This window comes from Amycolatopsis sp. NPDC000009, assembly GCF_055563465.1.
In genome coordinates this window covers 205481-224911 of record NZ_JBVHDI010000012.1, presented here as the reverse complement: position 1 = coordinate 224911, position 19431 = coordinate 205481, and the positions used below count along the sequence as shown (strand labels likewise).

Here is a 19431-nt window from a genome sequence, read left to right as displayed (position 1 = left end):
GGACGGTTCTAACCGTCCTTATCACTCACGAGGTCACGTGCGCGGCTGTTCCCAGAGCCAGAATTCGATGCCCTGGTCGTCCACGCAGTCGGCGCTCAGGCCGTAGGGCTGCTGTTCCGTTTCGCCGGCCTGGCCGCCTTGGGCGCGCACGCGGTCGAGGGCGGCGGCGAGATCATCGACGGCGTACATGAGTTTCCAGCCCACCTGCCGCCCCGGGCCGCCCCAGAGTCCGCCCTGCAGGCCGGAACCTTCGACACCCCAGCCGCCTTCGACCCGCCCGGGCGAGAACTGCCAGCCCAGAACGGCGCCGTAGAACGCCTTCGCGCGTTCGTCGTCGGGCACCTGGAAGGTGAAGTAGCCCGCTTCGCCGTGCCGGATCGGCGTAGCACCCGCAGCGGGCCGAGGCGCCGCCTGTGCGAGAAGCCACCGCTGGCCGTACGGGTCCTTGATCTCCCCGCTCAGCCCGTGGCCTTCGTCCGCGACGGGACGTCGCAGCTCCCCGCCCAGCTCCACGGCCCGCGCGGCCGACGCGTGCACGTCCGCGACCTCGACCCGGATCAGCGGGCCACCGGCGGGCGCCACGGTGATCCCCAGTTCGGGGAATTCTTCCGCGAACATCAGCACGCTGTCCCCGATGGCCAGTTCCGCGTGCCCGACCCGGCCGTCCTCCATCACGACAGGATCGGACCGCCGCCGAGCCCCGAACACTTCGACATAGAAATCGAGCGCGGCGCGGGCATCCGTCACCACGAGGTACGGCGTCAAAGAGCGGACTTCGGCTTCAGTAGTGAGTGTTTCCGTCATATCGGCTCCGTTCAGGACGGCGCGACGAAGGTTGTCGCGCAGTTCGGCGGCGAAGAGCTGGTCAGGCTCCACAGGCTGCGAGGGCGCGCGAAGCGCGTCGAACGGATCAGGCATCGCGACCCTCCTTCTCCTGATAAGCACGTCGGAACGCGGCACGGGCCCGCACGAGCAACGCCTCCGTGGCGTGCACCGTGCGATCGAGATGGCCGGCGACCTCCGGTACCGGGAGGCCGTCGACGTAGCGAAGCGTCAACGCGGCCTGGTGATGCGCCCCGAGCGACGCGAGTACCTCGCGTGCCAGAAGCGCGTCCAGCCGTTCGTCCCACGGATCGGTGTATTCCTCCTCGTGGACGAGCCGCAGCCCGCGTTCCTCACGTGCTTTGCGCCGCCAGTGATCGGCGAGCTTGTGCCGGGCGACGCCGATCAGCCACCCGGTGCTCACTGGAGGTGCGAACTCCTTGCGACAGGCCCTCACCGCGCCGAGGAACGTCTCGGACGTCAGCTCCTCGGCGAGAGTGCGATCACCGCACCGGGACAGCAGGTACCCATAGACCTCCGGCAACGCCGTCTCGTAGAGCGAAAGCAGCGCGAAGGCCGGGTCCCGATGCACCCGTGGTTCCGTCACATCCCCATCGTCGCCCGGGGAGCCCGAACTCCGACGGGTGAAATCGAACTTTCTCAGTTCCGCGGATCCGGCAGCCGCCGGGCCACCGTGATCACCCCGACCGTCAGCACCGCCTGGATCCCGATGACCAGCACGAACGCGCCCTTCATCCCGAGCGGCCCGGCGCCTGCCGACGCGAACAACGTGCCCAGCGTCGCCACGCCCAGCGCCATCGCGGCCTGCTGCGAAGTCGTCAGCATCCCGCTGCCGACCCCGGCGATCTCCGGCGGCACCTTCGACAGGACGATGCGGAACACGGTCGTCATCGCCAGCCCCTGACCGAGACCGCACAGCAGCATCCCCGGCACGAAATCGAGCACTCCCAGTTCCGGCCATTCCAGCAGGACGGTGCCGATCAGCGTCAGCAGCCCGAGCAGCTGCACCGAGAGACCGGCGGCCACCACCCGCTGCCCGAACCGCGTCACCAGACGGCTGCTGACCAGGCACATCGCGAAGAACGCGAGCGAAAGCGGCGCCGTCACCAGACCGGATCCCAGCGGGCCGAGGTGCAGGCCGTCCTGCAGCGTCACCGCGAACACGAACATGAACGCGCTAAAGCCGACGAAGAACGGCACCCCGACCAGCAGCCCCTGCCGCACGCTCGGCATCCGCAGCACCGAAGGCGGCAGGAGCGGGACGTCGCCCCGGCGTTCCATCCGGCGCTCGACATGGACGAATCCGGCCGCGGCGAACGGGAAGACGACGAGCAGCGCGATCGTCCACAGTGGCCAGCCCAGCACCGGCCCTTCCGCCAGCGGGAGCAACAGCGACACCAGCGCGATCGCCAGGAAGACCGTGCCGGGACGGTCCACGCCGAGCGGGTTTCGCGAGCGGCTCTCCGGGATCAGCCGCCGCGCGAGCAGCAGACCGGCGATCCCGACGGGCACGTTGACCAGGAAGATCGGCCGCCATCCGGTGCCCCACAGATCGGCGGCCACCAGGGCCCCGCCGAGGAACTGGCCGAGCACCATCGAAAGCCCCGCGGTCGCGCCGTAGAGACCCAGGGCCTTGGACCGGCGCTCGCCGGTCGTGGTCGCCTGGATGATCGACAGCACCTGCGGCAGCATCAGCGCGGCCGCCGCCCCCTGCGCGGCCCGTGCCAGCACCAGCGTCAACGCCGTGGGTGCGATCCCGCAGAGCAGGGAGGTGAAGGTGAACGAGGCCAGCCCGATCAGGAACAGCTTGCGGCGGCCGAAGGCGTCGCCGAGCCGTCCGCCGACGACGAGCAGGACGGCGTACGCGATCCCGTAGGCCGCGACCACCAATTCCAAGGTGGCGGACGAGGTGCGGAGATCCGACCCGATCGCGGGCAGGGCGATGTTGACGATGAAGAAATCGACGAGTGGAAGTGCCGCCCCCAGCAGCACGGTGACCAGGCCCGCCGAGGTCAGGGCCGGGCCGGCGGCGGCGCGGGCGGGCGCCGCCGGAACTTGCGTGGAAGTCATGAGTACCACGATCAGCCGATCTCGAACCTGGTACCAGGAGTGTGTTTATCCTGGTACCACCACTACCCTGGTAACCGGCTTCGAGCTTTGCGAACCTGATGAGGTGACCATGACCGTCGATTCGCGAGTCGCCGAAGTGCGGCGGCACGAACTGGCCGCCTTCCTGCGCAGCCGCCGCGAGCGCATCACCCCGGATCAGGTCGGCCTGCCGATCGGCGGCAGGCGCCGCACGCCGGGCCTGCGCCGCGAGGAGGTCGCGCAGCTGGCCGGGGTCGGGGTCACCTGGTACACGTGGCTCGAACAAGGTCGCGACATCAACGCGTCCGAGCAGGTGCTGGACGCGATCTCCCGCACCCTGCGGCTCGACCCGCACGAGCACACGCACCTCTTCACCCTCGCCGGCGCGCCCGAGCCGCCACTGGAGAAGGACTGCAAGCTCCTCAGCCCGAACGTCCACCGCATGATGAACAAGCTGGAGCCGTTCCCGGTCTGCGTGCGCAACGCGCGGTGCGACATCCTCGCCTACAACCGCGCCTACGACTGGTTGATGGGCGGCCTCGACGACATCCCGTTCGAGGACCGCAACACCATGATCCAGTGCCTGACCAATCCCGAATGGCGCCGCCGACTCCCGGACTGGGAGCTCAACCTGCCCCGCGTGGTCGCCGGATTCCGCGCGGCGATGGCCGAACACATCGCCGAACCGGCGTGGAAGAACCTGGTCAAGCGGCTGCGGCAGGAGTCCGAGCTCTTCGAGCGGATGTGGAAGGAGCACGACGTCTCCAGCGAGCGGATCGTGCTCAAGCGGTACCTGCACCCGGACGTCGGCCTGCTGCGGTTCGAATTCTCGTACCTATACCTCGGGCGGCGTTCCGAGATCTCCCTGGCGACGCTGACCCCGGCGGATGAGGAAACCGCGGCGAAGCTGCCCAGCTCCTTCTGAAGAGGGAGGCGGACCAGGCTCGCGAGGGAGCCTTTCCGCGGCGCGAACGCCGACGCTGGGGAGCATGACCGTAGCGATGGCTCCACCCAAGATCTCCAGCGTCCGCCTGATCGTCTGCTACGCCGCGATCCTCGGCACGCTCCCGTACCTGACCCTCAAGGCGTCCTGGGTCACCGGCGGCAGCCTCGGCCTGCGCGATCCGTCCTTTGTGGACTCCGACCTGATGATGTTCGCGAACCTCGCCACCGGCGGGATGGACGTCGTCGCGGTGCTCCTCGCGCTGGCGTTCACCTACTCCTGGGGCCGCCGGATCCCCGCGCCGCTCGTCCTGTTCCCGATCTGGATCGGCACCGGGCTGCTCGCGCCGATCGTGCTGGATCTCCCGGTGATCGTCGCCGAGCTGTCCACGACGCAACTGGCCGAAATGCCGCTGGAGAACTGGGTCTGGGCCGTCGTCTACGGCGGGTTCGCCTGGCAGGGCATCCTGCTGCTGACCGCGTTCGTGCTCTACGCCCGCGATCGCTGGTGGTTCGTCGTCACCGGCACCGTGAAGCCGGGGACCATCGGTGCGGCGGGCGTGGTCGGCATCGTCGCCGCACTCGTCACGGCGACCGGTCACTCGATCTGGGCATTCGGGACCGGCGGTATCGCCGCCCGCGGCCAGGACGTGGTGATCGCGGTGCTCGCCGTCCTCGCCGCGATCGCGCTGGCGAACGTGTCGCGAGGACGGTTCTGGCCGCGGCTGGTGCTGGTGTGGACCGGCGCCGGGGCGATGGCGGGCCCGGGGGTGTGGGCTCTGTTCAGCGCGCTCACCATGGGATCCACCGGGCGTGCGCCGGTGCTGGCCGTCCAGGTGATCGGCGGGGTGCTGATGATGATCTCGGTCCTGCGGCGGCTACCGGTGGTCGAACAGACGACGTGATTCCTTGCTGAAGCCGGGAACCGTCTTCTCGAATCTTTCGAGGAAGTCGCTCATCGATTCCGGCGGTCGCTCGAGTGCGCCGACCTGTTCGCGTAAGCAGCGAAGGGTGGCCGCCGGATACGGATCGAGCTGGTCGAGCAGGAAATCGTCCGGATGTACCGCCTCGACCCGGTAGGGCTCAAGGGCCGCGGTCGCGAAGTCCTTGAGGTTCGCCGTCACGGATCACAGCGGCGTTCGCGTGCACCGCGGCGGCCAGCACGTGCCTGTCCTTCGGATGGTTGGTCATGGCGGGAATCAGCGGCTCGTAACCGGTGACCTCGGAATCCGGGAAGGCTGAGCGCATGCCGGTCAACCGTCGCTTCGCTTGCTGTGGCTCCAGACCGAAATGCCCGACTAGGTTCCGCTCGACCTCGTCGAGTACTTCGCCCGACCACAGAACGCGATAAGTGCCGGCCTCGGCCAGACGCAGCAAGAGATCCGTCAACCGGATCGGGATGAGCACACAGGCATCGAGGAAAGCGGGAAATGGCACGGCTAGCGAGTCTGGATGAACCCGTCGACGATGTCATCGCTGCCATCCCGGCTCGCCGAAGCTGTCAGCTCATCGAGTAATTCTTGCCGCTCCGCACGAGAACGTGCCCGGTAGTCGAGCAGATCGCTGAGGAGGACCCGCCGGTGACGTCCCGGTTTCTCGAACGGGATCTCGCCGGATTCCAGCAGTTTGACCAGTGTCGGCCGGGAGACGTTGAGCATGTCGGCGGCTTGCTGCGTGGTCAGTACGGCGTTCAACGGCGCGATGTTGATGGCGAAACCCTGGGACATGGCCTTCACGACCTCCCGAAGAACGTCGTAGACCTGTTCGGGAAGGGTCACTTCGCTGCCGTCCGGCCCCACCAGCTTCGCCTGACCCGCCGGAGAGGACGCGATCATGAACTCGTCGAGCTGCCGGAGTTCTCGTCGGGCGTCCGGCTCGGTTGCGGAGGGCGGGAGCACAGTGTGCTGTTCGATCGTCGATGTCATGTCGCCTCCCTTGGTCGGCCGGGGTACCCGTCAGGGTAATCGAAAAAAACGAAAGGCGCACCTCGGTCCTGCGGCGGCTACCGCGGGCGGCGTAGCCGGGAAGCCGCCTTTCAACGGACGCGATCGGTCCCCGCCCCGGGTAGCTTTCGGACTGTGCTGCTGAAAGAACGGTTTCCGTGGAGCCCCTGGGTGGGCCGCGTCCTGCGGGTGGTGCTGCCGCTGGGGTTCGTCCTCGGTGCCACGAGCGGCGCCTCACGCTGGCAGCCGGACGCGCCGCAGCTGACCACGTCCGGCGTGCTGTGGCTGGTCGCCACCGCGGTGCCGCTGCTGATCGTCCACCGCTTCCCGATGTCGATCTTCCTGCTCACCTCCGCGCTGACGCTCGGCTACTACTCGTCGGACAACCCCGGCGGACCGGTGATCGTGCTGCCGACGATCGCGTTGTTCGTGCTCACCAAGATCCGCGGGCCGATCGTCGCCGGGATCACCGGCGGATCGCTGCTCCTGGCCGCCGGCGTCGCGTTGTTCGTCCGGCACGGGTTCGCCGGCTTCGATCTGCGGAGCGGGCTGGGGCTGGTCTGGGTGATCGCGGTCGTCGGGGTCGGGACGGCGGTGCGCAACGGGATGGCGGCCGCGCGAGCCCGCCGTGAGCAGGCCGACGAGCACCGGCACCGGATGGCCGAGCAGGAGCGGCTCACCATCGCCCGCGAGGTGCACGACGTCGTCGCGCACAGCCTCGCGATGATCAACGTCCAGGCCGGGGTCGCCGCGCACGTCGCCGACCGGCGTCCTGAGCAGGCGAAAGAGGCATTGCTGAACATCAAGGAGGCCAGCGCTTCGGCGCTGAAAGACCTTCGCGCGACGTTGGCCGTGCTGCGGTCCGGGGAGGACAAGGCCCCCGCGCCGAGCCTCGCCCAGGCCGAGGAGCTGTTCGAGCACGCTCGCGCCGCCGGGCTGGAGGTGCGCGTCGACGGCGAGCCGGGGGAGCTGCCCGCCCCGGTCGACGGCGCCGCGTACCGGATCCTGCAGGAATCGCTGACGAATGTGGTCCGCCACGCGGAGCAGGCACGCGGTGTCGACGTCAGGTTCGAGCGGAAAACCGGTGCGCTGACGCTGCTCGTCCGCGACGATGGCCGTGGCGCCGTCGATCCCGCGCCCGGTCACGGTCTGCGTGGGATGTCCGAACGGGCGGCCGCGCTGGGCGGCGCGCTCACGACGTCCGTGGTGAACGGCGGCTTCCAGGTCCGCGTGGACCTGCCCATCAAGGGGGAAGAATGACGATCCGGGTGGTTCTCGCCGACGACCAGGTGCTGGTCCGCGCCGGTTTCCGGGTGTTGCTGGAGACCGAGGACGGGTTCGAGGTCTGTGCCGAGGCGGGTGACGGCGAGCAGGCCGTCGCCGCCGCCGTCGAACACCGGCCGGACATCGTCGTGATGGACGTCCGGATGCCGGGCGTCGACGGGCTCGAAGCGACGCGGCGGATCACCGCGAATCCCGAACTGGCCGGGGTGAAGGTCCTGGTCCTGACCACTTTCGACGTCGACGAGTACGTCTACGAGGCGTTGCGCGCCGGCGCGAGCGGATTCCTGCTGAAAGACACCGATCCGGTGGAACTGCTGCGGGCGCTGAAGGTGGTCGCCGCGGGCGAGGCCCTGCTGGCGCCGACCGTGACCAGGCGGCTGATCGCGGAGTTCGTCGACCGGCCGGAGAACCGCCGCATCGACGTCAGCGCCGTCCGCGAGATCACCGACCGGGAGCGCGAAGTCCTCGGCCTGGTCGCCGGCGGGATGTCGAACGACGAGATCGCCGCGCACCTGGTGATCTCGACGGCCACCGCGCGCACGCACGTCAGCCGCATCATGACCAAGATCGGGGCCCGTGACCGGGCGCAGCTGGTGGTGCTCGCCTACGAATCGGGTCTGGTCAGCCCTCGCCGGGGTTGAGGTTCCCCCAAAAAGCTGAGATTGCCGGAAAAACTCAGCCGGTCACGGTGGGTCGTCAAGGTGATCCCAACGTCGACGTTCCGTTAATCGGCCGCCTGACCGGCCTGCCGTCGAGACTCTCGCAGGACGTGCATCTGCACGTGCACTTCGGTCGGCGGCACTTCATTTCCGCTTCCACCAGGGTTCCGGCTATCCGGAGGGGTGATTCCGGTGGACGGTCCGAAAACAATACGAATGTACGGCTAGTGCTGATTTCCTGACGAACGCGGAAGTAAAGCGCGGAGCCTTCTCTCGCCACTGGGTACGGTGCGTGATTTTTTGTTCGGTCAGCGGACGGAATGATGGTCACTTTCCGTTGCGAAATCGCTCCCTGGATGGGTTCGGCTCGCCCCGTGTTGCTTTGTCGCAATGGCGCTGAGCATTAGTCTTCGGCTCAACGGCATGGGGGATGTCACCTACGCGACGTGATTCTCACCCGGCCGCGCAGAAACTGGATTCACCTTTCTTCTCTCACTGGGAGTCACCATTGACGACACAGACATCTGACCCGCTCTTGGTGGTCACCGCGGGCGTCGTCGTTCTGGCCTACATCGTTTTCGCCGCGATCCTCATCCGGCTCCTGCTCGCCGGAAGGGTCGCCCAGCCGGCGAAGGTCATCGGGTCCGTCGCGGCCCTCGTGGCCGGGCTCCCGGCGATCCTCTACGCGTTCGCGGCGGTGGTGGGCTGATGGACGTGGATTTCACCGAACGGCAATGGCAGCGGCTGCTCGACCTCGGCAGGCACGTGGACCACGCGGCGGGTACGACCCTGCTCCGCCAGGGTGACCCGGCGCCGCCGGTGCTGATCCCGCGGTCCGGTTTCGTGAAGGCGTTGCGCGCCGCCCAGGGTGACACGACGCCGATGATCGTGGACCTGCTCGGCGCCGGTGACGTGCTCGGCGTCGAGGACTGCCTGGCCGGACGCCCGAGCAGGCTCTCGTACATCGCCACGAAGCCGGTTCGCGTGCTGGAGGTTCCGCAGCCCGCCTTTCGCGGCTTTCTCGACGGTGACGACCAGGCGATGGCCTTGATCGCGGTGGTGCTGGCCTCCCGGCTGCGGCAGCGGAACGTCGCGCTGGGTTTCGCGACGGCCAAGGTGCGGAGCAGGCTGACCGCGTTCCTGACCAGAATGCAGGCGATCTACGGGGTTCCCGGTGAGGGTGGCGTCGTGATCGACGTGGGACTGAACCACACGGACATCGCCTCCGCGATCGGCGCTTCGCCCGCGTCGGTCAACGCCGAGATGGCGAAACTGAAGAACGAGGGATATCTGAGCACCGGCTACAAGACGATCCACGTGAAGAAGCCGTTGCGTGAGGACGGCCCGCCGCTCACCCCGGTCCCGGCCGCGCGGCGGCGGATTCCGCAGCTGCGGATACCGCGGATCGCGATGGGGTGAACGGGGCCTTCTTCGTGAGACCCACGAAAAGGCCCCGTTCATCTCCTTCATGCGCCGCGGGGTGCGCAAGATCGGGTCAACCGCGCTTCAACTGAAGCGCTAGCCGTATGACGAATACGACGGCCAGCACGGCGACCAGGGCGATCTCCCAGGCCATGGCTGCACCTCCTCGGCCGGCATCCGGACTTCTCAGATGCTCTGCCCATAAGGCGCGCCAGAGGGGGAGGTCGTTCACCGACACGGCCTAACCCACTCGGATGGATTAACCGCGGCCAGGTGTCGCTCCAGCTGCTCTTGTCAGTTGCGCTCGGTCGGCGGTGCCTTCTGGACCTGCGAGCTGAGCAGCGACCGGAACGCCTGCTCGGCCTCCGCCTCGGGTCCGAAGACCTCGACGACGATCACCCGGGTGTAAAGGGTGTACACGGCGCGATAGACGGTCGAGTCGGTCGACTTCCCGACGAAGACCGGTACCCCGCGCATCGCGAGGTCGCGTTGGGCGGTGAGACCGCCCTCCAGCTGCGCGTTCCCGTATTCCTGGGCGACCTTCGCGGTGCCCTGCGCGTCCGGGAAGTCGAGGGCGATCAGGCTGAGCGTGACCTCGCCGTTGGTGTTGGTCTTGAGCAGGGCTTCGGTCAGGCCGCTGCGCTCGATCTGCGTGGTCACCGATTCCGCCAGGAACTTGGCCGACTTCAGCTTCGCGATGTCGAACGTGCCGCCACCGGCGCGAGGCGTGCCGGCGAGGTCGGCCAGCGCCGCGGCGTTGGCCGACGGCTCGGGCTTGGCCGCCGGTGGCTCGGGGAGCGGTGTCGTGCTCGGCGCGGGCGGAGGCTCCTGCTGGCCCGAGGTCTGCTGCGCGGTGGGGTTGTCCCCGACGGTGTTCGAGAGCAGCGCCCAGACGCCGACGCCGATACCGGCCAGCACCACGACGGCGATCGCGGCTATGACGACCTTGCGCTTGGCGCCGGACGACGGCTTGATCTGGAACGACTCCGGCCCCTGGCTCACCCAGCTCGTGTCGTTGCCGGACGGCGCCAGCGGCGGGAACTCCGAACCGCCCCACGGCGGGCTCTGGTCCTGCGGCGTGTTCCAGCCTTGCTGCGGCTGCGGCTGCGGGGGCTGGGCGAACCCGCCACTCGGCGAGTGCTCACCGGGGCGCTGCGAGTACGGCTGCTGGAACCCGCCCGCGGGCGAACCGGGGTGCTGCTGCTGCGGCGGCTGTTGCTGGGGCTGCCATGGCTGGACGACCTGGGTGCGCTCGGCGCCGCCGGTGTCGGACGCCGACACCACCTGGGTCGCGTCGGCCGAGGGGCGCGGGGGCTCTCCCGGCGGCGCGACCGGCTGGATGATCTGAGTCTCGGCGGGGTTCGCTCCCGGCACCTGCGACGGCGGGTGCTCCAAGGACACGGCCTGCGAGAGCACCTGGTCACGCCGAGTGCGGTAATCGTCGGCCGTGAGCTTGCCGGCCGCGAGTTCCTCGTCGAGCCTGCGCAGCTCTTCCTGCCAGGTCACCCCGTTACCCCCTTTGGATCAGTCGTCCCCGAGCGACGAAGGATCTTTGTCGTCGCGGCCTACATGACCGCACCGGGCACATTGTGCACGGGGGTCGTCCGGGCGTCGCGGCCTACCACCGAGTCGTAATATTCGGGCGACCGATCCCGCCCGTCGCCCGGCTCACCTCGGGGTTTGCGCGAGGACCCTGGCGAGCCGGTCGATGGCCTGATCGCGGAGAAGCATCGACGACCCGCCCACGACATTGCGCTCCACGAACTCGAACACGACGACGTCGCGGTCTTCGAACAGATTCTTCAGCGTCGCGTCGTCACCCGTGGCCACCGTGTCGGTGTGGACGATCGTCAGATCCCTGCAGGTGGCGGCGAGGAACGGGCTGGCGAACTGGCTGAACGAGTCGGCGACCAGCGCCATATTGGGCGTGATGGTGCCGCGGGGGGTCTCGGGCCGGGTCAGCCGCAACGGGGTCTTGAAGTCGCTGGCGAGGTACCGCGCCCGATCGGCACCGCCGTCCGGGGCCAGCGAGTAGGCCCGCAGGGTGCGGTCCACCGGCCGTCCCAGCAGCCGCTCGAGGTCGGCAGGCCACGGCCTTGAACCGCTCTCCTTCGCCTGCCAGGTGGCGGTGACCCCGGGCGTGATCGCCTCCGCGAGCGCGTAGGTCATGGTGAGCCCGGCTTCGAACGTCCAGTGGGTGTCGTTCGGGACGTACACCGACCGGCCGATGCGCCGCTCGGTGTCGGCGAGCGAGCCACGCAGGTCGATCACCCCGGTCGCGGCGGGCACCTTGTTCCAGAACTCGGCCGTCCGCGGTGGCGCGCAGTCGTGACCGGCGTAGTGGTCCGGCAGCTGCGCCGGCTTCATGGTGGACTTGTCGGGCGCGAAGACGAGCTCGAACCGGCGTCCCGACGCCTCGACCGCCTGACGTAACCGATTCAACAGCGCGATCACCCGGTCGAGGTCCATCACCGGCTCGCAGCGGGTGTGCATGTCCTCGCCGAGGTACAACCAGCCGTCCTTGCCGACGACGACCTGGGGGTAGGCGTCCGGGCCCTTCGGCACGCGCCCCTTGCCCGGGGTCCCGGCCGTGCTGTCCTGCGCACCGGCCGCCGCGCCGGGCGGGTCGCCGAAGACGCCGGTACTGACGCCGTCCGCCGCGTTCACCCCGGCCTGGCGCAACGGGAGATGGTCGGTCGCCCAGCCGGACAGCCCGGTGAAGAAGCTCCAGCCGTCGCCGAAACCGGGGAATTCACGCAACGGGCGGTTTTCGAACGGCTCGGTCCGGACACCGACGGCCAGCAAAAGCACGGGGACGAAGAAGAAGGCGAGCGCGCAGGTCAGCGCCGTCCGCTGCCGCCTGCTGTGCCGTGGCCGGTAGAGGCTGTGCTCGTTCGGCAACCACGATTCCGGTGTCTGGAGCAGCTTTGCCGGGCCGGACGATGTCGGCGGGGGGTTGACGAACACAGTCGCGATCGTAGCGGGGCGAGTTCGCCGCCGGAGGCGAATGTGAAGACCGGACGGGTAAGCCGAGGCGTGCCTGAACCGCCGGTTAGTCTCCTCTTCATGGGCAAGGGGACTCCTGGTGAGCGGTTGATCGAGTGGACCGGCGAGCGGTGCGTGCCGTGGGTCGACGACATCCAGGTGATCTACGAGCACTATCACCGCTACGCGTTCGCCACCCGGTTCGCCGCCGGGAAACGGGTGCTCGACCTCGCCAGCGGCGAGGGCTACGGCAGCGCTCTGCTCGCCGGGTCCGCGGCCGAGGTGGTCGGGCTGGAGATCGACCCGGCCACCGTGGACCACGCCCGCGCCCGCTATCCGGAGGTCACCTTCGAGGTCGGTTCGATCACCGACCCGGAGGCGCTCGCGGGCACGGAGCCGTTCGAGCTGATCACCTGTTTCGAGGCGATCGAGCACGTCGAGGCGCAGGACGAGATGATGGCCCTCGTCCGTGCCCGGCTCGCGCCGGGCGGGATCTTCCTGTGCAGCACCCCCGACATCGCCGTGTACACCGAAGACCACGGCAACCAGAATCCGTTCCACGTCCACGAGCTGACCGAGTCGGCCTTCCGGACGCTGATGGAGAAGAACTTCGAGCACGTCTCCCTGTTGCGGCAGAACGTCGCGGTCGGCTCGCTGATCCACGACGGCGGGACCTCGGCGGCCGAGCTGTTCCGGATCGAGCCGGGCGACGGCGACGCGTGGCGGGTCGCCGCCGGTGCGCCGCACACGTACTTCGTCGCGGTCGCGTCTTCGGCGCCGATCACCTTGCCGAACGCTTCCATGCTGGTGGACCCGCATCTGACGCTGGTCGCCAAGGCCAACGCCGCCGCGCAGGCGCACGCGGCCGAGGCCGAGCGGGCACGGGTCGCGCTGAGCCGGGCCGAGGACGGGCTGCACCGGGCAGGCGAACAGGCCGCCCGGCAGGCGGGCGAACTCGCGGAGGTCACCGCCGCCGAACGGCGTGCCGTGGCGGAACGCGACCAGGCGACCGCCCGTGCCGAAAGCGCCCGCGCCGAACACCGCCGGGCCGCGAACGAACTCGGCCTGCTGCGGCGGAAGGAGGCCAACGACCGCGACCGGCTGCGGTGGCTCGGCCAGAACAATGTCCAGCTGAGCGAGACGGTCGGCCGCCTCGCCGCGGAGAACGCCGAGCTTCGCGCCGACCAGTCCGCGCTCGTCCAGCGCGCGCTCGGCAAGTACCGCGGCGCGATCGAGAAGTTCGCTCCGCGGGGCACTCGCCTGCGTGACTTCTACGAGACGGCGCTCGGCCGCCCCACGGGAGCGGATCCGACCGCGGCGGCCGTACCCGGCCCGGTGGCGGTCACCACCAGCGACGAGCCGATCGTCAGCGTCGTCATCCCGGTCTACGGCAACTGGTCCTACACGCGTGCCTGCCTCGACTCGATCCAGCGCCACCTGCCCCTCACCCCGTTCGAGGTCATCGTGGTCGACGACGCGTCGCGCGACGACTCGGCGGACCGGGTCGCCCAATGCGCGGGCATCCGGCTGGTGCGGGCGCCACGGAACCTAGGCTTCGTCGGCGCGTGCAATCTCGGCGCCGGACACGCGCGCGGCGACTTCGTCATGTTCCTCAACAACGACACCGAGGTCCGGCCCGGCTGGCTGGACGAACTGGTCGACGTCGTCGAGACCCGTCCGGACGTCGGGCTGGTCGGCTCGAAGCTGGTCTACCCGGACGGCAGGCTGCAGGAATGCGGCGGGATCATCTGGGCCGACGGCTCCGGCTGGAACTACGGCAGGCTGCAGAACCCGGACCTGCCCTGGTTCCAGGCACTCCGGGACGTCGACTACTGCTCCGGGGCCGCGGTGCTGGTCCGCCGTCAGCTGTTCGAGCGGATCGGCGGGTTCGACAAGCGGTTCTCTCCCGCCTACTACGAGGACACCGACCTCGCGTTCGCCGTGCGGGCGGCCGGGTTCCGGACGATGGTGCAGCCGTCGTCCGTGGTCGTCCACCACGAGGGCGTCTCGAACGGAACCGACCTCTCCGCCGGGGTCAAACGGCACCAGGAACTGAATCGCGGCGTGTTCGTGGACAAGTGGAGCGTCCAGCTGCGCGACCACCTCCCGTCGGCCAGTGCGCGCGCGTTGTGGTCGGCACGGCAGCGCACCGAGGACGGCCATCGCGGTGGCACCGTGCTCGTGCTCGACCACCAGATCCCCACGCCGGACAAGGATTCCGGGTCGGTGCGGATGGCCAGGATCCTCGAGCTGTTCGCCGGGATGGGCCATCGCGTCGTCTTCATGCCGTTCAACAACGCGGTGCCGGAGCCGTACGCGAGCCGGCTGTACCGCATGGGCGTCACCGTGGTCACCGGCGTGGACGAGCAGCTGGAGTTCCTGCGCGACGCCGGTCCCGACCTGCGGCTGGCCGTGCTGTCGCGGCCACATGTCGCCTGGCAGTGGATCGAGCAGGTCCGCCAGCACGCGCCGAACTGCCTCATCGCCTACGACACCGTCGATCTCCACTTCGTCCGGCTCACCCGGCAGGCCGATCTGGTCGCGCAACTCGGCGACACGGACGAAGAGGTGACCTTGCGCCGGCGCGCGAGAGTGCTGCGGGAGTCGGAACTCGGCCTGACCAGGCTCGCCGACGTCACCTTCGTCGTGTCCGACGTCGAACGGGAGCTCCTGCGGGAACTCGTCCCGTCGGCCAGGGTCGAGGTGCTGTCGAACGTGCACTACGCCGACGGCGCCGCGTCGGTTCCCGACGGCCGCGACGGGATCGTCTTCGTCGGCGGCTTCGATCACGTGCCGAATCGGGACGCCGCACACTGGCTCGCCACCGAGATCATGCCGCTCGTGCGCGAGCGCAGGCCCGGCGCGGTCGCGCAGATCGTCGGCAGCAACCCGCCGCCCGCGGTGCTCGAGCTCGAGCGTGACGGCGTCGTCGTGCGGGGCTGGGTGCCGGACCTCGACGAGGTCTACCAGACCGCGCGGGTGGTCGTCGCGCCGCTGCGGTTCGGGGCAGGCGTGAAGGGGAAGCTCGGCGAGAGCCTCGGCTACGGCGTGCCCGTCGTCGCGACCCCACTCGCTGCCGAGGGCATGCACCTCACGCACGGTCAGGACGTCCTGATCGGGGAGACGGCCGAGGAGCTCGCCGACCGGATCGTGGCCCTGCTCGAGGACGACAAGCTGTGGACTCGGCTGTCCGAGGAGGGCAAGACCGTGGTGGAGAGCCGGTTCGGCGCGGAGGTGGCCCGGCGGACCCTCGCCGGCGTCCTCGAAGCGGGTGGCCAGGCCTGATCAGCTCGGCGGCAGCGCCGCCTTGAAGGTGGCGCGTGTCGTATCGAGGCTGGTGCGGAGCTTGTTCTTGTCCAGGTTGAACGGCTGCGACGCCCACAGCACGACGGCGACCTTGCCCGAGGTGAACCACGTGCCGTCCATGCGGCGTGCCCCCTCGCGTCCGGTGACGGACTCGGGGTCGTCGGCCCGCAGAGTGAATCCGCCCGCCTGGGAAGCCTGCATCAGGTAGGCGACGACGGCCTTCGCGTCTTCGTCCGATCGCGTGGGGATGGCGTACGCGAGATAGCCGGTGTCGCCGTCGCTGGAGCCACGGAAGACGACGCTGGTGACGCCGTGCTGGGCGAAGATCTGCGCGGACTCCTTCGGGAAGAGCTTCAGCTCGACCCCTTTGTCGAGCGAGACCGTGGAGTTCTCGGGAAGCGGCGAGCCCGGCAACGCCGGAACGCGGTCCTCGAGCGCGGGTTCTTGTGCGGGCTGGCCGGCGCCCGGCCCGCCGACGGCGTCCGGTGCCTGCGCGATGGCGGGTGGCGACGGCTGGTCGCCGCCCTTCGGCGCCCCGAGCCACACGGTGCCGCCGATGATCAGCCCCAGCACGACCAGCACGCCGGCGGCGATGAACAGCCAGGTCGGTTTCCCCTTGCCGACGACGGCGTAGTCCTCCGGGGCGGGAGCGCTGTGCCGGGGACCGGCGTCGGGGACCAGCGACGGCAGGGCGCGGGGCAGCTGCCGGGTACCCGGATCGCGCCGGGGCTGGGGCGGCTCGGCGCGCAGGTACACCGTCGGGTTGATGTCGGCGGGCGACGGCGCGGTGGTCTTGTGGTCGGGGAGGCTGGGCAGGGGGCGCTTGGCGGGAGGCCGTTCGGGTTCGCGGGGCCGTGTGTCGAAGGGCTGGGTCGGCTGCTCCGGCGGGAGCGTGACGGCGGGAAGCTCGATCGGCCGCGCGGCCGGGTTGGTGCTGTGCCATGGGCCTGCCGGATGACGCAACGGCGAGGCGACCGGCGACGGCATCGCGCCACCGGAAGCCTCCGCGAGGAGCTCGTCGCGCCTCTTGCGGTGTTCGGTGTGCCCGATACGGCCTGAGGCCAGCTCGACATCCAGCTGCCGAAGCTCGTCCTGCCAGCTCATTCAGCCCCCTGCCGCTGGGTGTGGGCAGCCAGTGTCGCATGACCCGGACGGGTGGTTGATAGTGGTCTTTCCCATTCTTGCGTCCGTTTCGGCGCAGGTCCAGCACTGTCCGGAGCGGTACGGTGGCGGACGTGGGAAGTGCCGGGTGACGGAAATCGACGCGTGTCGCGGCGCGCTGCGCGAGCTGGCCATCGGCAGGCTCGCCGGACGTGACGTCCGCACCTCCCATCTGGTGGAGGCCGGCCTGGACGCGATCGTCGCCGGACTCGACACCCCGTCCCTCGCCTTGCTGGCCGGGCTCGAATCCTCCGCCGAAGCCGCCGTCGACAAGGCGTTCGGCCAGGTCGTCGACGAACTCGGGCTCGAACTGCCCGCCGACCCGACGGCCGCCCGCTGGCTGCTGATCCACGGTTGGCTCACCGCGATGGTCGAAGGCCGTCTTTCGCCCGCGTCCGGCGGCGCGCTGGTCAGCGAGGTGGGCGAGTTGCTCGGGTCGCCGCCGTCGCTGCGCGGGATCGCGCGGTGGTCGGCGATGCTCGACGGCTGGATCCCGACCGACCTCACCCCGAGAGACGTCTGCGAGGTGCCGATCCTCGAGGAATCGGCCGAGCTGCTCGATGGACCCTGGCCTCCTTCGCCGCGTCACCCGTAAAGCCCCGTTTTCTGTCGTACATGTGTTCTAAAATGGTCGTTGTACAGCAGGAACAGCGGCGAAAGGCAGACACGGATGGCCTACATCACCCTGCCCACGTTCGTGGGGTACAGCACGAGCTCGGGTCCTTCGCGTTCCTCGTTCGTCCGGCGCTGGCGTCGTCAGTACGAGGACCCGGCCCGGGGCGGCTTCAACTTCTACCTCCGCGCCGCGAACGCGATCCGTGCCGGGCGGATCTCCGGCCGGGATCGCGAGGTGCTGCGGGCACTGGTCGAGAACGCGGACGAGCGCACGCGGCCGCACTACACCGACATCGCCAACGGCTGGCTGCGTTACGTCGGGCGGCGTGACCTCCGGCTGGCTGAGGTCGGCCGGTCGCGATGGCGGCTCGGCTCGCTCGAGGTGGGTATCAATCCCCATCTCGGCCTGCGCAAGGGCGATGGCCCCGTGTACGTGACCTGGCTCTACTTCAAGGAGGAGCCGTTGAGCCGGGACGCCGCGCAGATGGTGCTGTGGTTGCTCGAACAGACGATGGACGAGCTGCGGCCGGGCGGGCGGCCGCTGGTGATCGACGTCCGGCGCTCGAAGGAGTTCGCGTTGTCGCCGCGTGATCGCGACAAGGTGCGGCCGTGGGTGCGGAGTGAGGCTTCGGCCTTCATGAGTCTTTGGGAGGCGGCCGCGTGATCGAACGACGGCGAGCCCGCGTTCGGTGGGCTCGCCGTTCACGCACCGTCATTCTCACGGTTCCGACGCCGACGCAAGACACCTGATCAGGTGACAGTTTCGCGGAGAATGCCCACGAGCTGGACAACTTGGGCCCCGAACACGAAGCTTTCCCAGTCTTAACCGGCCGAACCACCGAGGGTCGCTCGTGAACAACGCTTGGGAAGCCATCTCCAGGGTCGCAGATGAGCCCGCCTGGTACTGGGTCTACGACAAGCTCGCGTTCTGGCCGAGCACTTACGCGCACGCCTGGCCCGGCTTCCGTGAACCCGCGCCGTCCGTCGCGTGGGATCTCGCGCCAGGCGGCCTCGACCGTTCGTCGCCCGAATTCCGGCTCGGCCCGTACGCCGTCGAGCAGAACGACGTGGCCCGCGTCGCGCTCGCGGCGTTGAAGGACTGCGTCGCCGAGGACGAGTGGGTCTGGGTGCTGCACTGGCAGCACCAGTCGTACCGCTTCTACCCGCATCGGCACGCCGCGCTCGACCCGTGGCCGGTCCCGGTGTTCCCGCGCACGGACTACCACATGTTCCTGGCGAACGACTTCCGCTTCGGCACGCTCGGGCACCCGTGGGAACGGACGTTGTGCGTGTACGGCGAGAAGCTCGTGCCCGCCTTCGAGAAGCACGGCGGACAGGTTTTCAAGAACGTGCTCCGGCGAGACGGGGCGCCGGCCGTGATGGCGGGCGGACCTGCCTAAACTCAGGCGGGTGTTCGAATACCACGGGTGGGTGACCATCCAAGCGAGCCCTTCCGGCGACGACGACGCGGCGCTGCTCGAGCGCATCGTCGAGCGGGTGCACCGAGCGGTGCGCGACTTCGGCGACGCCGACCTGCTCGACCTCCGCTGGGCGGCCGGGGTGCCGGTGCTGCACCTGGGCGGCATGGACAAGCACGGCACCGCGATCGCGCCCGAGCTGGTGGACCTGTTCACCCGCGTCGGCGATCTCGCGCCAGGGTCCTACGGTCTCCTGCACGTCTGGGACGACCAGGATCCCGACCACGACAACGAGTTCAAGGTGTACCGGATGGCCCGCGGCCTGGTCACCGAACGCGGCGACGAGCACCTGTCGCCGGTCGCGCCGACCGTGCTGGACGGCTACGAGATCTGAATCGCAACACTTCTTGAGTAGCCGTACTCAAGACATCGCGGGGTGCTCGGCGCGACCTTGGTACGCATGACGAAAACCTCCGCAGCGCCGCCCACCACCGTCGCGTTCTTCGTCCAGGCCGCCCTGTCGTTCGGCCTGGCGCTGCTCGCGGTCGTCATCGGCATCTGGTACCTGCCGGTCGACGGCTGGGTCCGCGGCTTCCTCGCCCTCGGCATGCTCTTCCTGACGACCTCGGCGTTCACCCTCGCAAAATGCATCCGTGACCGGCAGGACGAGAACTCCGTCGTCGGCCGGGTCGACCAGGCCCGCGTCGACAAACTGCTCGCCGAGCACGATCCGTTCAAAACGCCCGCGCTCTGAGCCGGCCCAGA

21 protein-coding genes are annotated in these 19431 nt (G+C 69.3%); 12 read left to right on the top strand and 9 right to left on the bottom strand.

Annotated features, from left to right (window positions below):
- Positions 1–33: 33 nt before the first annotated feature.
- The 3 genes from ACZ3HL_RS28660 to ACZ3HL_RS28650 are packed head-to-tail and all read right to left on the bottom strand — an operon-like array spanning position 34 to position 2913.
- Positions 34–918 (bottom strand): VOC family protein, encoded by an 885-nt coding sequence (locus ACZ3HL_RS28660; protein WP_465534717.1) that lies wholly within the window; start codon positions 916–918, stop codon positions 34–36.
- Positions 911–1429, bottom strand: coding sequence for an RNA polymerase sigma factor (locus tag ACZ3HL_RS28655; RefSeq protein ID WP_192747392.1), 519 nt, complete (start codon positions 1427–1429; stop codon positions 911–913). Before ACZ3HL_RS28655 ends, ACZ3HL_RS28660 begins: the two co-directional genes overlap by 8 nt.
- A 53-nt stretch (positions 1430–1482) precedes the next feature.
- Positions 1483–2913, bottom strand: a complete 1431-nt coding sequence (locus tag ACZ3HL_RS28650; RefSeq protein ID WP_465534716.1) for an MFS transporter — start codon at positions 2911–2913, stop codon at positions 1483–1485.
- Positions 2914–3022: 109 nt separating this feature from the next.
- Here ACZ3HL_RS28650 and ACZ3HL_RS28645 point away from each other — a divergent pair, with 109 nt between their 5' ends.
- Entirely contained in the window at positions 3023–3856 is an 834-nt protein-coding gene (locus tag ACZ3HL_RS28645; protein WP_465534715.1) for a helix-turn-helix transcriptional regulator, read from the top strand.
- Positions 3857–3920: 64 nt separating this feature from the next.
- Positions 3921–4778, top strand: a complete 858-nt coding sequence (locus ACZ3HL_RS28640; protein ID WP_465414488.1) for a hypothetical protein — start codon at positions 3921–3923, stop codon at positions 4776–4778.
- Here ACZ3HL_RS28640 and ACZ3HL_RS28635 read toward each other — a convergent pair.
- Genes ACZ3HL_RS28635 through ACZ3HL_RS28625 form a run of 3 tightly spaced genes read right to left on the bottom strand, consistent with a single transcriptional unit; the run spans position 4752 to position 5798 of the window.
- Positions 4752–4997 carry a VapC50 family PIN domain-containing toxin gene (locus tag ACZ3HL_RS28635; RefSeq protein ID WP_465534714.1) on the bottom strand — a complete coding sequence of 82 codons (246 nt, stop codon included), beginning with the start codon at positions 4995–4997 and terminating at the stop codon, positions 4752–4754. The genes ACZ3HL_RS28640 and ACZ3HL_RS28635 overlap by 27 nt on opposite strands.
- On the bottom strand, positions 4957–5310 hold the full coding sequence (locus ACZ3HL_RS28630; RefSeq protein WP_465534713.1) for a hypothetical protein: 354 nt from the start codon (positions 5308–5310) through the stop codon (positions 4957–4959). The genes ACZ3HL_RS28635 and ACZ3HL_RS28630 overlap by 41 nt, the downstream gene beginning before the upstream one ends.
- 2 nt (positions 5311–5312) lie before the next feature.
- Complete coding sequence (locus ACZ3HL_RS28625) at positions 5313–5798, bottom strand: helix-turn-helix domain-containing protein (RefSeq protein WP_465414492.1); 486 nt, start codon at positions 5796–5798, stop codon at positions 5313–5315.
- Between the two features lie 153 nt (positions 5799–5951).
- Between ACZ3HL_RS28625 and ACZ3HL_RS28620 the strand changes: the two genes are divergently transcribed.
- From ACZ3HL_RS28620 to ACZ3HL_RS28605, 4 genes are all read left to right on the top strand, one after another.
- Entirely contained in the window at positions 5952–7076 is a 1125-nt protein-coding gene (locus ACZ3HL_RS28620) for a sensor histidine kinase (protein ID WP_465534712.1), read from the top strand.
- Entirely contained in the window at positions 7073–7741 is a 669-nt protein-coding gene (locus tag ACZ3HL_RS28615; protein ID WP_257483619.1) for a response regulator, read from the top strand. The genes ACZ3HL_RS28620 and ACZ3HL_RS28615 overlap by 4 nt, the downstream gene beginning before the upstream one ends.
- 526 nt (positions 7742–8267) lie before the next feature.
- Positions 8268–8468, top strand: coding sequence for a hypothetical protein (locus tag ACZ3HL_RS28610; protein WP_457958907.1), 201 nt, complete (start codon positions 8268–8270; stop codon positions 8466–8468).
- Positions 8468–9178, top strand: coding sequence for a Crp/Fnr family transcriptional regulator (locus ACZ3HL_RS28605; protein WP_465534711.1), 711 nt, complete (start codon positions 8468–8470; stop codon positions 9176–9178). The genes ACZ3HL_RS28610 and ACZ3HL_RS28605 overlap by 1 nt, the downstream gene beginning before the upstream one ends.
- A 297-nt stretch (positions 9179–9475) precedes the next feature.
- Here the strand turns inward: ACZ3HL_RS28605 and ACZ3HL_RS28600 are convergent, their stop codons facing one another.
- On the bottom strand, positions 9476–10687 hold the full coding sequence (locus ACZ3HL_RS28600; protein ID WP_465534710.1) for a DUF1707 domain-containing protein: 1212 nt from the start codon (positions 10685–10687) through the stop codon (positions 9476–9478).
- A 162-nt stretch (positions 10688–10849) separates the two neighbouring features.
- On the bottom strand, positions 10850–12148 hold the full coding sequence (locus ACZ3HL_RS28595) for an alginate O-acetyltransferase AlgX-related protein (RefSeq protein ID WP_465414501.1): 1299 nt from the start codon (positions 12146–12148) through the stop codon (positions 10850–10852).
- A gap of 99 nt (positions 12149–12247) precedes the next feature.
- Between ACZ3HL_RS28595 and ACZ3HL_RS28590 the strand changes: the two genes are divergently transcribed.
- Positions 12248–15451, top strand: a complete 3204-nt coding sequence (locus ACZ3HL_RS28590) for a glycosyltransferase (RefSeq protein WP_465534709.1) — start codon at positions 12248–12250, stop codon at positions 15449–15451.
- On the opposite strand, the gene ACZ3HL_RS28585 is transcribed toward ACZ3HL_RS28590, so the two are convergent.
- Positions 15452–16576: a hypothetical protein gene (locus ACZ3HL_RS28585; RefSeq protein ID WP_465534708.1), complete on the bottom strand. Its 1125-nt coding sequence runs from the start codon at positions 16574–16576 to the stop codon at positions 15452–15454.
- Between the two features lie 145 nt (positions 16577–16721).
- On the opposite strand from ACZ3HL_RS28585, the gene ACZ3HL_RS28580 reads away from it, so the two are divergent.
- From ACZ3HL_RS28580 to ACZ3HL_RS28560, 5 genes are all read left to right on the top strand, one after another.
- Positions 16722–17228, top strand: coding sequence for a hypothetical protein (locus tag ACZ3HL_RS28580; RefSeq protein WP_465534707.1), 507 nt, complete (start codon positions 16722–16724; stop codon positions 17226–17228).
- A 75-nt stretch (positions 17229–17303) separates the two neighbouring features.
- Positions 17304–17912, top strand: coding sequence for a hypothetical protein (locus tag ACZ3HL_RS28575; RefSeq protein WP_465414510.1), 609 nt, complete (start codon positions 17304–17306; stop codon positions 17910–17912).
- A 187-nt stretch (positions 17913–18099) separates the two neighbouring features.
- Positions 18100–18648: a DUF2716 domain-containing protein gene (locus ACZ3HL_RS28570; RefSeq protein ID WP_465534706.1), complete on the top strand. Its 549-nt coding sequence runs from the start codon at positions 18100–18102 to the stop codon at positions 18646–18648.
- Between the two features lie 10 nt (positions 18649–18658).
- Complete coding sequence (locus tag ACZ3HL_RS28565; RefSeq protein WP_465534705.1) at positions 18659–19060, top strand: immunity 7 family protein; 402 nt, start codon at positions 18659–18661, stop codon at positions 19058–19060.
- Between the two features lie 66 nt (positions 19061–19126).
- A complete protein-coding gene (locus tag ACZ3HL_RS28560; RefSeq protein WP_465414516.1) occupies positions 19127–19420 on the top strand; it encodes a YiaA/YiaB family inner membrane protein in 294 nt (97 codons plus the stop codon).
- Positions 19421–19431 lie beyond the last annotated feature (11 nt).